The 15,598-nt window shown below is 36.0% G+C and carries 9 protein-coding genes; 5 read left to right on the top strand and 4 right to left on the bottom strand.

Translation table 11 applies throughout. The features are described from left to right. The first annotated feature begins 88 nt into the window (after window positions 1-88). Both ACWA1F_RS02455 and ACWA1F_RS02450 read left to right on the top strand, forming a co-directional pair. Window positions 89-1,723 (top strand): S8 family peptidase, encoded by a 1,635-nt coding sequence (locus ACWA1F_RS02455; protein WP_456891319.1) that lies wholly within the window; start codon window positions 89-91, stop codon window positions 1,721-1,723. Between the two features lie 64 nt (window positions 1,724-1,787). After that, window positions 1,788-3,668, top strand: a complete 1,881-nt coding sequence (locus ACWA1F_RS02450) for a M1 family metallopeptidase (protein WP_456891317.1) — start codon at window positions 1,788-1,790, stop codon at window positions 3,666-3,668. Window positions 3,669-3,848: 180 nt separating this feature from the next. On the opposite strand, the gene ACWA1F_RS02445 is transcribed toward ACWA1F_RS02450, so the two are convergent. Further along, window positions 3,849-4,787: an L-threonine 3-dehydrogenase gene (locus tag ACWA1F_RS02445; RefSeq protein WP_306154517.1), complete on the bottom strand. Its 939-nt coding sequence runs from the start codon at window positions 4,785-4,787 to the stop codon at window positions 3,849-3,851. A gap of 311 nt (window positions 4,788-5,098) precedes the next feature. Between ACWA1F_RS02445 and ACWA1F_RS02440 the strand changes: the two genes are divergently transcribed. Both ACWA1F_RS02440 and mfd read left to right on the top strand, forming a co-directional pair. Further along, window positions 5,099-5,707, top strand: coding sequence for a hypothetical protein (locus tag ACWA1F_RS02440; protein WP_306154519.1), 609 nt, complete (start codon window positions 5,099-5,101; stop codon window positions 5,705-5,707). Continuing rightward, window positions 5,700-9,065 carry a transcription-repair coupling factor gene (gene mfd, locus ACWA1F_RS02435; RefSeq protein WP_456891314.1) on the top strand — a complete coding sequence of 1,122 codons (3,366 nt, stop codon included), beginning with the start codon at window positions 5,700-5,702 and terminating at the stop codon, window positions 9,063-9,065. Before ACWA1F_RS02440 ends, mfd begins: the two co-directional genes overlap by 8 nt. A gap of 76 nt (window positions 9,066-9,141) precedes the next feature. On the opposite strand, the gene ACWA1F_RS02430 is transcribed toward mfd, so the two are convergent. Further along, window positions 9,142-9,291 carry a hypothetical protein gene (locus ACWA1F_RS02430; RefSeq protein WP_456891312.1) on the bottom strand — a complete coding sequence of 50 codons (150 nt, stop codon included), beginning with the start codon at window positions 9,289-9,291 and terminating at the stop codon, window positions 9,142-9,144. A 178-nt stretch (window positions 9,292-9,469) separates the two neighbouring features. On the opposite strand from ACWA1F_RS02430, the gene ACWA1F_RS02425 reads away from it, so the two are divergent. After that, window positions 9,470-10,024, top strand: a complete 555-nt coding sequence (locus ACWA1F_RS02425) for a DUF5683 domain-containing protein (RefSeq protein WP_456891310.1) — start codon at window positions 9,470-9,472, stop codon at window positions 10,022-10,024. A 76-nt stretch (window positions 10,025-10,100) separates the two neighbouring features. On the opposite strand, the gene ACWA1F_RS02420 is transcribed toward ACWA1F_RS02425, so the two are convergent. Together ACWA1F_RS02420 and ACWA1F_RS02415 are read right to left on the bottom strand one after the other, a co-directional pair. After that, the gene (locus tag ACWA1F_RS02420; RefSeq protein ID WP_456891308.1) at window positions 10,101-13,214 is read right to left on the bottom strand and encodes an Ig-like domain-containing protein; all 3,114 of its coding nucleotides are present in this window, start codon (window positions 13,212-13,214) and stop codon (window positions 10,101-10,103) included. A gap of 234 nt (window positions 13,215-13,448) precedes the next feature. Beyond that, on the bottom strand, window positions 13,449-15,596 hold the full coding sequence (locus tag ACWA1F_RS02415; protein ID WP_456891812.1) for a glycoside hydrolase family 97 protein: 2,148 nt from the start codon (window positions 15,594-15,596) through the stop codon (window positions 13,449-13,451). Window positions 15,597-15,598: the final 2 nt, after the last annotated feature.

Here is a 15,598-nt window from a genome sequence, read left to right as displayed (position 1 = left end):
TCATAACACAGTGTTAACAGTTAGTTTTTTGTAACAAAAAAGCATAATTTAGACCCATCTTTTAACTTTACTTAAATATCACACATAAATGAATCATATAAAACCCCTCAAATTATCTGCTTTTGCATTGCTTGTTTTAGCAGGATGTAGTGCTACAGTTCAAGCGCAGGTTTCCACTTCAAAAGAGTTTATCAAAGCTCCTGCAGCAGTTGTAAAAAAAGCTCCCCTTAGCGAAAATGAATTAAAAAGATGGAGTCATCTTGATCTAATAAAAGATTCAATTCCGGGAATGAGCGTTGATAAAGCTTACGCTGAATTATTGCAAGGTAAAAAAGGCGTAAAAGTAATCGTAGGAATTGTAGATTCTGGTGTAGATATCGAGCATGAAGATCTTCAGGGAATGATCTGGACTAATGCAAAAGAAATTCCAGGAAACGGAATCGACGATGACAAAAATGGATTTATTGATGATGTTCACGGATGGAATTTCCTTGGAGATGCTGTTCACGAAAATCTGGAAATGACTCGTATCGTAAAAAAAGCCGATGACGGTTCTGCTGAATATAAAGCTGCTCTAGCACAATTTACAGAGAAATACGAAGAAGCGCTTCAAGATAAACAGCAAGCAGATTTTTTAATGGAAGTTCATAACACCATAAAAAAAGAGCTTAACAAGACAGATTATAAAATCGAAGATTTAAGCACAATTACTTCTACAGATCCAAAAGTAGCAAGAAGTAAGGCGGTTATGACTCAGATTTTTACAAATGCTGGGCCAACTTTTAATCCAGAAGAAGAATTAAAAGAGTATAGCGATGAGGTTGAAGAGCAGTTAAAATACAACTTAAATAAAGATTTTGACGGAAGAAAAATCGTAGGAGATAATCCAGACGATATTAAAGGTACTAAATATGGAAATAACGTAGTATTTGGTCCAGATAAAGAAAAAGCATTACACGGAACTCACGTTGCTGGAATTATTGCTCAAGTTAGAGGGAATAATTTAGGTGGAGACGGAGTAGCAAATAACGTAGAAATTTTAACTGTAAGAGCCGTTCCAGATGGAGACGAGTATGATAAAGATATTGCTCTGGCAATTCGTTACGCCGTAGACAATGGAGCAAAAGTAATCAACGGAAGTTTTGGAAAAAGCTTTTCTCCGCACAAAGACTGGGTTTATGATGCGATTAAATATGCAGCTAAAAAAGACGTTTTAATTGTTCACGCAGCTGGAAACGACGGTTACAATATTGACGAAACAAAAAACATCAATTATCCAAACGATTCTCAAGACAACGTAAAAGAATTTGCAGATAATTTAATCACCATTGGAGCGATTAATAAATCGTATGGAGAAACAGTTGTAGCTTCATTTTCAAACTTCGGAAAAATAAACGTAGACGTTTTTGCTCCAGGTGAAGAAATTTATGCAACAGTTCCAAACAACAAATACAAATATTTACAAGGAACATCAATGGCATCTCCAAATGCTGCGGGTGTAGCGGCTTTGATTCGCTCTTACTATCCAAAATTAAAAGCCGCACAGGTTAAAAAGATTTTGATGGATTCTGGTGTAGCACTTCCTTCAACAGTTGTTTTAGGTAAAAGCGAAAATCCGGGAGAGAAACCAGCTGCCGTTTCTTCTGTAGAATCATCAAAAACAGCGAAGATGGTAAATGCTTACAATGCTTTATTAATGGCTGAAAAGATGTCTAAAAAATAAACAACATTAAACGATTAATCCAATGGAAGAGTTCGCGCTCTTCCATTTTCTATTACATATAAACATGCGAAAAATTATTTTACTTTCTTTCCTAAGCTTAGGTTTTAACTCGGCTTTCGCGCAAAGCGCCCCATATTGGCAGCAGCACGCTGACTATAAAATGGAAGTTTCGATGGATGTAAAAAACTATCAGTACAAAGGAAAACAAGAGCTGGTTTATACCAACAACTCTTCTGATACTCTAAAAAAAGTATTTTATCATTTGTTTCCAAATGCTTTTCAGCCAGGAAGCGAAATGGATGCACGCCTTCATTTTATTAAAGATCCAGACGGAAGAATGGTTAATAAAGTAAAAGGAGCAGACGGAAAAGAAGTAAAACAAAGCCGTATTGAAACTTTAAAACCAAACGAAATTGGTTATTTAAAAATTACAAACTTCAAACAAGATGGCGTTGTGGCTCAAACAAGAGTTTCAGGAACAATCTTAGAAGTGACTTTGGCAAAACCAATTCTGCCAAATTCTAAAACGACTTTTACATTAGACTTTGACGGACAGGTTCCGGTTCAGATTCGTCGTTCTGGAAGAAACAATTCTGAAGGAGTAGAGCTTTCTATGTCTCAATGGTATCCAAAATTAGCTGAATTTGATTTCGAAGGATGGCACGCAGATCCGTACATTGCGAGAGAATTTCACGGTGTTTGGGGTAATTTTGATGTAAAAATTACCATCGATAAAGATTATACAATTGGAGGTTCAGGATATTTGCAAGACAAAAATTCTATCGGACACGGTTACCAAGATGCAGGTGTAACGGTTACTTATCCTAAAAAAGCAAAAACGTTAACATGGCATTTTATTGCGCCAAACGTTCACGATTTTACATGGGCTGCAGACAAAGAATATACGCATGATATTGTAAAAGGACCAAACGATGTAGATTTGCATTTCTTCTACAAAAACAACGAAAAAACGACTGCAAACTGGAAACAGTTAGAGCCGTTAATGGTGAAAGTAATGGAATATTACAACCAAAGAGTTGGAGCATATCCGTACAAACAATATTCATTTATTCAAGGTGGAGATGGCGGAATGGAGTATGCAATGTGTACTTTAATGTTAGGAAATGGAACTTTGGAAGGAATTCTAGGTACTGCAACGCACGAATTAGGACACTCTTGGTTCCAACATATTTTGGCTTCAAACGAATCGAAACACCCTTGGATGGACGAAGGTTTTACGACTTACATTGAAGACAGTGCTTTGAATGAATTAAAAGGAGACAAAAAAGAAGTGAATCCTTTTGTTGGGAATTACAAAGCGTATTACAGCTTAGTAAATTCTGGTAAAGAACAGCCTCAGACAACGCACGGAGATCGTTACGATGAGAACCGTCCGTACAGTATTTCTTCTTATGTAAAAGGAAGTCTTTTCCTTTCTCAGTTAGAATATGTAATCGGAAAAGCAAACGTTGATGCAACTTTACACAGATATTTCAACGATTTTAAATTCAAGCATCCAACTCCAAACGATATCAAAAGAACAGCTGAAAGAGTTTCTGGTGCTGAATTAGATTGGTATTTAATTGATTGGACGCAAACAACAAATACGATCGATTACGGAATTAAAGACGTGGCAGACAATGCTGGAAAAACAACTGTTTCTTTAGAAAGAATCGGTAGAATGCCAATGCCAATTGACTTAAAAGTAGATTATACAGACGGAACTTCTGAAACATTCTATATTCCGTTGAGAATGATGAATTTCATTAAGCCAAATCCAAATCCGAACGAAAAAAGAACAGTTTTGGAAGACTGGGCTTGGGCACAGCAAAACTATAGTTTTACGATTGATAAAGCCAAAACGGCAATCAAAAAAATCACTATCGATCCAAGCGGATTAATGGCTGATGTAAAACAGACAAATAACGTTTTTGAAGTGAAGTAATCTTCAAATTATAAAAATGAAAAAGTCCCGATTAAAATTTTAATCGGGACTTTTTTTATGTGGAACAATTTCTTTTAAAAAGCCAAACTATGTTTGTTTATAAAAAGTGAAACGTCTTTTTTAAAGATTCAAAATTCTATGATTCTATGTGTTTAAATTAATTGAGTTCTGGAGATCAATTTAACTCAAATGCTCAATCATATCTTTTGTCATAGATTCTAAATCAAATTTATGATTCCATCCCCAGTCTTCTCTGGCAGAAGAATCGTCAATACTTGCTGGCCAGCTGTCCGCAATTTTCTGACGGAAATCTGGATTATAAGTAATCTCAAATTCTGGAATATGTTTTTTGATCTCAGCAGCAATTTCAGTTGGAGTAAAACTCATCGCGGCTAAATTGTAAGACGAATGTATTTTAATTTCTTCAACTGGTGCTTTCATAATATTGATGGTTGCATCAATCGCATCATCCATATACATCATCGGCATTTTCGTTTCAGAAGATAAGAAACACTCATATTTTTTATCAGCAATAGCTTTATAGAAAATATCAACAGCGTAATCTGTAGTTCCGCCGCCTGGAGGAGTTGACCAGCTGATTAAGCCTGGATAACGAATACTGCGAACATCAACACCATAAATATTATGGTAGTATTCGCACCATCTTTCACCAGCTTGTTTACTGATTCCGTAAACTGTTGAAGGCTCCATTACAGTATATTGCGGTGTGTTTTCTTTTGGAGTTGTCGGACCAAAAACAGCAATACTTGAAGGCCAGAAAATCTTCTGGATTTTTTTAGCTTTAGCTAAATTTAAAACATGAAAAAGCGAATTCATATTCAAATCCCAAGCAAAAGCAGGATTTTTTTCAGCCGTTGCAGACAAAAGAGCAGCCATTAGATACACATCTGTAATTTTATGTACTTCTACCAAATGTTCGATCTGATTAAAATCTAAAGCATTGACCACCTCAAAAGGCCCTGAATTAACAACATCAGTATTTAATTTTCTAATATCGGAAGCGATTACATTCTCTGTTCCGTATATTTTACGAAGCTTTTGGGTCAGCTCCGTTCCAATCTGACCGCAAGCGCCAATGATCAATATTTTTGGATTCATTTTTTCATGATTTTTAGATTTACAAATATAACGTTTTCGCAATTACGTGAGTTTTTTTGAATAATAAATTATTAATTCAATAATTAAAAAGTTTGTTTGTTGGATTATTCTCTTTTAGAGGGGTGTGTCTTTGTGCCTTTTTATTTTCGGTTTAAAAGGTCATTTTTAAGAAGAATAAAACGAAAAAAATCTTCTTATTTCACGTCATAAAGGATAAAAATAATAGCCTTGATTTATAGAATCTTTAGCATAAAATCAGAATTCATATTTGTAAATTTACTTCGTAACTTTGCAGCCTAACATTTTAATAAATGAAATACAAAATATCTCTTTTTCTGCTTTTGACAACTGTGTTATTTTCTTGCCAAAATGAAAATGAAAAACGCCTTGCAGAAAACGCAAAAGAAGCGAAAAAGAAAGAAGCTATTTTTAATAATATAAATAAAGGCTGGACTTTTCTAGACGAACCGATTAATGAAATTTCAGAATCACAATTGAATTCATGGACAGAGTGGCGTGAGTTTATAAAAGAAATCGGCGATAAGCCCAGAAAAACAATCGGCGCGTTTCAAAAAAAATCGACAGCTATTGCTAAAAAAGCAATGGCTTTGAACAATAATATTCCTGCACAGTTTAATCAGCCACAGATAAAAAGCCGTATTTCTATTCTAATTACTAAAATTAAAATGTTGGATTTGTTTATTCATTTAAGTAAAATTCCAGACGATAAAGTGGTTTTTTTGATACAGGAAATTAATAAAGAATTGATTTCGCTAGAAAGACAAATGGATAAAATTGTCGAAAAAGCCAAAATCCCAAAAGAAGAAGGAGAAGCCGATTTCCTTAGAATGTTAGATACAGCACGTGCGATACCGAGTTCGGCACCGCCAATAGATCCAAATATACCGAGAGTTGAGTAAAAATGCCTTATATACCACATACGACAATCTGCCAAAAGCACAGCAGATTGCATCAAGTTTACTGGAAGGAAACCAAGTAAAAATGAACATCAGCGGATTGTTAGGATCTGCTGTTTCATTTATTATACGTTCTGTTTTCAGGAAAACCGAACTGCCTTTTCTGATTGTTTTAGACAACAAAGAAGAAGCGGCTTATTACCTGAACGATTTAGAACAAATGATCGGCGAGCAGGATGTATTATTCTATCCTGCATCTTTCCGCCGTCCGTATCAAATTGATGAAACCGATAATGCCAATGTTTTACTTCGTGCTGAGGTTTTAAATAGAATTAATTCTAGAAAAAAACCAGCTGTAATTGTCACGTATCCCGAAGCACTTTTTGAAAAAGTGGTTACGAGAAGAGAATTGGATAAAAACACTTTAAAAGTCGCTTTAAACGATAAAATTTCAATTGATTTTATCAACGAAGTTTTGTTTGAATACGAATTTAAAAGAGTCGATTTCATTACAGAACCTGGAGAGTTTTCGGTTCGTGGAGGAATTGTCGATGTCTTTTCTTTTTCAAACGATCATCCATACCGAATTGAGTTTTTCGGAAACGAAGTAGACAGCATCAGAACTTTCGATGTTGAGACACAATTATCGGTAGAAGCCCATAAAAAAATCACGATTATTCCGAATGTTGAAAATAAACTATTTCAGGAAAATCGCGAAAGCTTTCTAGATTATATTGCCGAAAAAACAGTTCTTTTTATTCAAAATACCGAAGGACTTTTTTCTCAATTAGACAGACAATTTGCAAGAGCGGAAGAAGCTTTTGAGAAACTTTCGAAAGAAATAAAACATGCCACGCCAGAACAATTGTTTTTGAATCAGGCATCTTTTATAAAACGTTCTTTAGATTTTTCGGTTGTCGAATTGGCTTCAAGACCCGTTTATAAAACGACCAAAAAATTCGAATTTCATATTCAGCCTCAGCCTTCTTTCAATAAACAATTTGATTTATTGATGAATAATCTGAGCGAAAATCATTTTAACGGATGTGTGAATTATTTGTTTTGTTCGAATGATACTCAGGCAAAACGTTTTCATGATATTTTTGAAAGTTTAGACGAAGCAAATTCAGAAAATATTAGAAAACAATATCACACGATTGTTCTGCCTTTGTATCAGGGATTTATTGACGAAGAAAATCAGATTACGGCGTATACGGATCACCAGATTTTTGAGCGTTACCATAAATTCAATATCAAAAATGGTTACTCTAAAAAGCAAAATATTACGCTAAAAGAATTAACCGCACTTTCTGTTGGTGATTATGTAACGCATATTGATCACGGAATCGGGAAGTTTGGCGGATTGCAGAAAATTCAAGTTGAAGGTAAAACACAAGAAGCTATAAAACTGGTTTATGCCGATAATGATATTGTGTATGTGAGTATTCACTCGCTGCATAAAATTTCCAAATACAACGGAAAAGACGGAACACCTCCGAAAATATATAAATTAGGTTCCAATGCTTGGAAGGTTCTGAAACAGAAAACCAAAGCACGTGTTAAACATATTGCGTTCAATTTGATTCAGCTGTATGCAAAACGTCGTTTAGAAAAAGGTTTTCAGTTTGCGCCAGACAGTTATCTTCAAAACGAATTAGAAAGCTCTTTTATTTACGAAGATACGCCAGACCAAATGAAGTCAACGGCAGAAGTAAAAGCCGATATGGAAAGCGATCGTCCAATGGATCGTTTGGTTTGTGGCGACGTTGGTTTTGGTAAAACCGAAGTTGCGATTCGTGCCGCTTTTAAAGCTGTAGACAATAGTAAACAAGTTGCCGTTTTAGTTCCGACCACAATTTTGGCGTATCAGCATTTTAGAACTTTCTCAGAACGTTTAAAAGATATGCCAGTTTCAATTGGTTACTTAAACCGATTTAGGACTGCAAAACAAAAAACACAGACTTTAAAAGATTTAGCCGAAGGAAAACTGGATATTGTTATTGGAACACACCAGTTGGTCAATAAAAATGTAGTTTTTAAAGATCTTGGTTTATTGATTGTCGATGAGGAACAAAAGTTTGGTGTAAACGTAAAAGATAAATTGAAAACCATTGCTGCAAATGTCGATACGTTGACATTGACAGCGACGCCAATTCCGAGAACTTTGCAGTTTTCCTTAATGGCGGCGCGAGATTTATCCGTAATTACAACGCCTCCGCCAAATCGTTATCCGATTGAAACGAATGTGGTTGGTTTTAATGAAGAAATCATCCGCGATGCGATTTCGTATGAAATTCAAAGAAACGGACAGGTTTTCTTTATTAATAACCGAATCGAAAATATTAAAGAAGTTGCAGGAATGATTCAGCGTTTGGTTCCAAATGCCAGAGTCGGAATCGGTCACGGACAAATGGACGGCGCGAAACTCGAAGAATTGATGTTAGGTTTTATGAACGGAGATTTTGATGTTCTAGTCGCAACCACAATCATCGAAAGCGGATTGGACGTTCCGAATGCCAACACGATTTTTATTAATAATGCCAATAATTTCGGATTGTCAGATTTGCATCAAATGCGTGGTCGAGTAGGACGAAGCAATAAAAAAGCATTTTGTTACTTTATCTGTCCGCCGTATTCGTCAATGACTGAAGATGCGAGAAAACGTATCCAAGCGTTGGAGCAATTCAGCGAATTAGGAAGCGGTTTCAATATTGCGATGAAAGATTTGGAGATTCGTGGAGCAGGAGATTTATTAGGTGGTGAACAAAGTGGTTTCATCAATGAAATTGGTTTTGATACGTACCAAAAAATCATGAACGAAGCGATCGAAGAATTGAAGGAAAACGAATTCAAAGATTTGTATCCTGAAGAAAATGATATCGATACGAAAGAATACGTAAAAGACATTCAAATCGATGCCGATTTCGAATTGTTGTTTCCAGATGAATATATTAATAACGTTTCAGAACGTTTGGTTTTATACAACGAATTGGGTGCCATAAAAGACGAAGCTGGTTTACAGGAATTCGAGAAAAAACTAATCGACCGTTTCGGGCCATTGCCAAAACAAGCAACAGCTTTATTAAACAGCATCAGAATAAAATGGATTGCTACGAAAGTCGGAATCGAGAAATTGGTTTTGAAACAAGGCAAAATGATTGGTTATTTCGTATCCGATCAACAATCTGATTATTATCAGTCTGTAAAGTTTAGAAATGTTTTAAACTTTGTTCAAAAGCATAGTAATCTCTGCAAAATGAAAGAAAAACAAACCGTTAATGGTTTACGTTTATTATTGACTTTTGAAAATGTTAAGTCAATTAAACGTGCGCTGGAATTGATGGAGTTGTTTGAGGAGTAAAAGTTGTAATTATTTTAAGCTAAAAAAGCCGATATGCGAAAGTATATCGGCTTTTATAATTTATTGACTATAATTATTATATTGTTTTAACAAGTTTGATACCTTTTGAAGTTAAGGTTTCGACAGAAGCTTTTTCTTGTAAAAAAGAGCGTATCGCAATTTTGTCTTCTCTCATTTTGAGAATTGCTTTTTTGATTACTTCTTTATTTACCGCTGTAGTTTTCATTCTGCAAAGTAACATCTTTAAGTTGAATATTGCAAAATTTGTAGTATTATTTTTATGTGTAAGATATATGTGTTTGGTTTTTAATGAGTTTTAAATTTAAGTTTTATTTATCTTTCATTTAAGAAAAATCTTAGAACTAAAAAGTTTTCTTTGAATCAAAATTTTCAAAGCTAACTTTATGCAAAATCAATTTCTTGTTCTTTTTTTACTTTTTGGATTATCATCCATTTTTGCTCAGGATAAAAATAAAATCGTTTTAAACGATACTTTAAAATCAGTTGAGATTGATCCGCTTCGTCCTGCAAAAGCCGCTTTTTATTCAGCCGTTTTACCTGGTTTGGGACAGATTTATAATAAAAAATACTGGAAACTTCCGTTGGTGTATGGTGCAATTGGCACGAGTACTTATTTGTATATAGATAACCAGAAAAAATACAATTTGTATAGAGACGAATACAAAAACAGACTTGAAGGTAAAAAAAGTGATTCTGATTATATGGCGAGGTTAAGCGAAAGCCAATTAATTACGGCGCAAAAACAGTTTCAAAGAAACAGAGATTTGTCTGCTTTGTTTATGGTCGGTTTTTACGTTTTAAATATTATTGATGCGAATATTGATGCCGCATTGTCTCAATTTAATGTGGATGAAAGATTAGCATTTAAACCCGCAGTTATAAAAAATGATATAACAGCAGAAAATGATTTTGGATTTGCTCTAAATTATACTTTTTAAAAAATAGCCACGAATTCACGAATTTTTTAAAAATTTTATAGAAAATTAATTCGTGAATTCGTGGCAAAAAAAAATATTATTTCACAATCAGCTTTTTAGTCACATTAAAATCTTTAGAAACGATATTTACAATATAAATTCCTGTAGATAAATGATGATTAACTTGTCCTGAAGAAGAAAGTCTTTGGTTTAAAAGAGTTCTCCCATTCAAATCAGAAACAAAAACTTCGGCATCTCCATTTGTTATTTCAGGTATTACAATATTAAATTCATTTCCTGTAGAAGGATTTGGGTAAATGCCAATTACAGGTTCAGCTGCAGGAGCTTCTTCAACATTAAGTGCCATTTTTGAAGTTCCAACAGTTGTTGGTTCCAATTGCCATTGCGCGCTATACCAGCCGTCTTGCGAATTTCCGTATTGTGCAGATCCTGTTTGGTTTTCAACATGAATAATGTTTCCAGATTGCCATCTGTTTCTCAATCTTGTCCAAGTTCCGTCGATATAATCGCTAGACCATTGTGCACTCCAGAAAGTGGTGTCAGTAATATTACATTGTACAGATCCAGTTTGTCCTTCAATATTAATTAATTCACCTGTTGCTACATTTTTCAATACAAAATAAGTGGCGTCAATTGCGATTTTCTGCCATTTGTAATTGTTTCCAGAAACGGTACTTCCGTAGCCAACATTTGTTCCTGCATCAGATAAATAAGCGCCTGTCCATCTGTTTTTGATCGTGTAATAATTTCCTCCACCAGAAGCTGTGGTAACCGATACTAAGCAAGTACTTGTTTTACTTCCGTCCACAGTTGTAACGGTAATTGTGGCTGTTCCATTCGCGACAGCGGTAATTAAACCTGAAGCATTTACAGTCGCGACAGCCGTATTGTTTGAGCTGTATGTAACTGATTTATTAGTGGCGTTTGAAGGAAGAACAGTAGGAGTAAGCTGTTGCGTTCCACCAACATTTAGTGATGCCGAAGATGGACTCAAACTTACGCTTGTAACCGCAATACCAGTTCCAGGATTAGAATCGTACCAAGCGCCATTCATATACCAGCCTGTTTTGTTTCGGCTTAAATCGGCTGTTTGGTTAGTTCCGTCATTGAAAATTAAATTCGTTGAAGTTACGTTTGTAAACGTATAACTGTACCAGCCATTTCCTGCGTTAGTCATGTTTACGCCCGGCCATGATGCATCTGCTAAAACTCCTGTTGGTAAAGCACTCCAATAATAAATTTTGATTCCAGTTCCCCAGTTTGATGGTTTATAGAAATAAACAGTAAAATTACTATTCGGGTTTACAGTTATTGTTGTCGAAGCTGTTTTGTTTCCGTCAACTGTTTTTACCGTAATTGTTGCTGATCCAGCAGTAACTGCCGTCACCAAACCAGAACTATTTACTGTTGCAATAGCAGTATTGCTAGACGACCAAGTAACATTTTTATTCGTTGCATTTGTTGGTGAAATTGTAGCCGAAAGCTGTTGTGCATTTCCTGCATATAAAGTTGCAGAAGTTGGAGAAACCGCTACAGAAGAAACGGGAATTGTTGAAACTGTTATAGCTGAGGTTGCTGTTTTGTTTCCATCAACTGTTTTTACCGTAATCGTGGCTGTTCCTGCCGAGACAGCTGTAACCAATCCAGAAGCGTTTACAGTTGCAACTGCGGTATTGCTTGATGTCCAAGTGACGTTTTGATTGGTTGCATTTGCTGGAGCAATTGTTGCGTTTAATTGCTGTGTTGTTCCTAAACCAACAGTTGCCGTTGTCGGACTAACAGAAACTCCTGTAACCGCTACAACTGGTGCATTGGTGTTAGTTAAAACTAAATATTCATAAGCTGCAAAAGTTCTTGTAGTCCCCGTAGTCAAAGTCACCGAAGCATTATTGTTATACGGATTTACATAAGTTCCCGCCAAAGCTGCTGGAATAACGTACGATTTTGAGGCATTTCTCAAATTCGACATTACGATTACTTTCTCTGTACCTAATGTTTTGGTGAAAATACTGATATCATCGTTTGCATAAGTCGTTAAATCACCACGACGGATTGCAGCGCTTTGTGTTCTGAAATTTAAAATTTTAGCAAAATCGGCGGCAGCGGTTGGATTTTGCGACCAGTTGAATTTGAAATTCTGCCAAGGCCAGTCGGTTTTTGGTTCATAATCTATTTCCTGTCCGCTCATTAAGAAAGGGACTCCTTTCATATAGGCCGAAACTAAGAAATTGGCAACAATTCCGTTGTGACTTTTGAATGGAATAATTGGCCTTCTTACGCCATCATCATTGGTGTACGTATCATGATTACCTGTGTATCTAACAATTTGCTGATTTCCGGTTGCTTTAGCATATTCGTAAGTTGTTTGATCTTGAAGTCTTTGAGAAACAGGTCCGCCGTTAGCAACATCATATAAACCACTGTGAAACCAACGGTCGCCATAATTCATATCAAAACCAACCTGAAAATTCTCTTGTCTGTCACCTTCGGCTAACATTAATAAATTATGAGAAGCAATGCCTCGAAGATTTGAATTCACTTCAGACCAAAAATCTAAAGGCGGATTATTGGCATAATCGCAGCGGTAACCGTCAATATTGGCAGCGAAAATCCAGTAACGCATAGCGTCTTTGATTGCATTTCTAGTTGCTGAATTATTAAGATCGAGCGCTGCAATATCTGAGAAGTTTCCTAATTGCTGAATTGTTGTACCGCTTCGTTTGTAATACTCAGGATGCGAAACAGTCCAGCCATGATCCCATGAAGTTCCGTTGATAGCTATGTCTAAAATAACGGCCATTCCGCGACTGTGAGCGCCGTCAACTAAAGTTCTTAAATCGGCCAGCGAACCATATTCTGAACCAACGGCTTTAAAATCTTTGATGCAATAAGGTGAAGGGGAACTTCGGGAATCGGTTCCGTGGGGAAAAATCGGCATTAAATAAATGACATTGGTGCCGAGTGCTTTGATATTATCTAAACGGGCGGTTACTCCGGCTAGATTTCCGTTGGCACTAAACGGACGAATGTGCACTTGATACATGTTTATATCTCGTGTATCGGGAACGCCTGCAAATGGTGTTCCGTACTGCGCGGGATCTTGTGCGTAAAGGGAAGTTGCAAATAATAACAGAAAACAAAATAGTGCTTTCGTAAAATGAAATAAACTAGGGGTAATGTTGATTTTCATAATAATAGTTTTTTGCATGCTTGTCGGCATCTTAACTAAAATTCATTCTCACTCGCATTGTATTTAAATTCGACAAACATTTTGTGGTTAATAGTTTTCAATAGTAAGTTTTAATTTTGCTCAGAAATGAGCGTAGTTTTTCCGCCACGAATTCACGAATTAAGTATTTATATAAAAATCTTAATTTTAAAAATTCGTGAATTCGTGGCTAAAAAAAACTTGGTAATCTGTAATCTATAATTTTTTCAATCCTTTCAAATCTGAAGCAGTTCCTTCTTTGATGCTGATGGCAACTCCTCCTCCAGGAGCTAAATACTGCTTCAATTTTGTTTTTGAGTTTACAACAGCTTTAGTAACAGTATATTTCTGCGGATTTTGTTTCCAGTCTGCTTCTTTAGCGTCGGCGTAAATCGTTGCAACGAAACTTTTTCCTGCTGGCAAATAATCAAATGAAATGTTGGCTGTTCTTGCGTTTTCATCTGTAATTCCGCCAATAAACCATTCGTTTTTGCCTTTTGCTTTTCTGGCAATTGTAACAAAATCTCCAGGTTCTGCTTCTAGAATATAACTGTTATCCCAATCTACCGCCACACCTTTGATGAACTGAAATGCATCTGGAAAACGCTCATAATTTCCTGGAATATCTGCAGCCATTTGCAACGGACTGTACATGGTGACATAATAAGCCAATTGTTTTACTAAAGTGGTGTTTACTCGTTGTGAACTTCCTGTTCCGTAATACGAAAGATCGGTCTGGAAAATTCCCGGTGTATAATCCATTGGACCTCCCATTAAACGGGTAAAAGGCAAAATTGTAGTGTGATCTGGAGCTAATCCTCCCATAGATTCAAACTCGGTACCGCGCGCTGATTCCTGAGCAATCCAGTTTGGAAAAGTTCGGTTTAATCCCGTTGGACGAACGGCTTCGTGGCTGTTAATCATAATTTTATAATCGGCAGCACGTCTCGCAACGTTAATGTAATGATTGACCATCCATTGCCCGTCATGATGTTCGCCACGTGGAATAATCTGTCCTACGTAACCTGTTTTTACGGCATCATAACCGTTGTCATTCATAAATTGAAAAGCACGATCCAAACGACGTTCGTAATTCGTAGCCGATCCTGAAGTTTCGTGGTGCATGATAATTTTTACGCCTTTGGAGGCAGCGTAAGCATGAACTGCTTTAACATCAAAATCAGGATAAGGAGTTACGAAATCGAAAACCTCTTCTTTCCAGTTGCCAATCCAGTCTTCCCAGCCAATGTTCCAACCTTCAATTAGAATTGCATCAAAACCATTTTTAGAAGCAAAATCAATGTATTCTTTAGCACGTTCTGTTGTGGCTCCGTGTTTTCCGTTTGGAGTTAACTTCGTAAAATCATCCGTTAGTTTAACGTTGTTTTCTTTTCCAAAAGCCCAAGTACTTCTTCCGGCAACGAAATATTCCCACCAGATTCCAATGTATTTTACTGGTTTAATCCAAGAAACATCTTTGTATGAAGTTGGGTCATTCAAATTCAGAATTAGTTTAGAAGCTAAAATATCGGTTGCTTTGTCGCTTACTACAATCGTTCTCCACGGAGTCTGCGCATCAGTCTGCATATAACCTTTGTTTCCAACTGCATCTGGAGCCAAATGACTTACCATTTTATTGGTTTTCGGATCCACTTCTAAATACATTGCCGGATAATTGATTAATCCTGCTTCGTGAATATTGATATACAAACCATCATCCGATTTCATCATAGAAGGCGTTTGTACAGAAAGTTCTTTTATGGGCTGCTGTGCATTGATTTCGATCGTTGCTTTTTTCATCAACGAAGGAATTTCTGAAATCTTCGAAGTCGTATACGCATATTCATTGGTATCATAATCCCCTGGAATCCAGAAAATTTTATGATTTCCAGCCAAATTAAATTCGGTGCGCTCTTCTTTAATTACGAAATAACTCAGGTCATTTTGTTTAGGAAATTCATATCTAAATCCCAATCCGTCGTTGAATAAACGAAAACGAAGACGGATAAATCTATTGTTGTTTTTCGCTTGCGCTAAAGTGACAACCAATTCGTTGTAATGATTGCGAATTGTTTTTTCTTCCCCTAAAACCGGATTCCAATTTTCATCAACAGAAGTTTGAGCCGTGTTTGTAATGGTAAAACCATCCATAAACGAAGCGTTATTTTTTAGTTCTAAACCTAATGAGCTGGGTTTAATAATTGGTTTCTGTTTGTATGATAATTGGTAAGACGGAATTCCGCCTTCTTTTAATTCAAATTTTAAAGAAAGATTTTTGTCTGGCGAAGTTATTTCTTGTGCCTGAAGCCATAATGTACTTAGAAATACAAAAAATAAAAGCGCATTTTTTTTGCTCAAACGCATTT

Source organism: Flavobacterium erigeronis, from assembly GCF_054075165.1.
The sequence above is the reverse complement of the archived record's forward strand: the minus strand, read 5'-3'. Positions and strand labels throughout refer to the sequence as shown.

Coding starts and splice junctions, on each gene's coding strand:
- ACWA1F_RS02455 (WP_456891319.1), top strand. CDS start 89: ATGAATCATATAAAACCCCTCAAATTATCTGCTTTTGCATTGCTTGTT.
- ACWA1F_RS02450 (WP_456891317.1), top strand. CDS start 1,788: ATGCGAAAAATTATTTTACTTTCTTTCCTAAGCTTAGGTTTTAACTCG.
- ACWA1F_RS02445 (WP_306154517.1), bottom strand. CDS start 4,787: ATGAATCCAAAAATATTGATCATTGGCGCTTGCGGTCAGATTGGAACG.
- ACWA1F_RS02440 (WP_306154519.1), top strand. CDS start 5,099: ATGAAATACAAAATATCTCTTTTTCTGCTTTTGACAACTGTGTTATTT.
- ACWA1F_RS02430 (WP_456891312.1), bottom strand. CDS start 9,291: ATGAAAACTACAGCGGTAAATAAAGAAGTAATCAAAAAAGCAATTCTC.
- ACWA1F_RS02425 (WP_456891310.1), top strand. CDS start 9,470: ATGCAAAATCAATTTCTTGTTCTTTTTTTACTTTTTGGATTATCATCC.
- ACWA1F_RS02420 (WP_456891308.1), bottom strand. CDS start 13,214: ATGAAAATCAACATTACCCCTAGTTTATTTCATTTTACGAAAGCACTA.
- ACWA1F_RS02415 (WP_456891812.1), bottom strand. CDS start 15,596: ATGCGTTTGAGCAAAAAAAATGCGCTTTTATTTTTTGTATTTCTAAGT.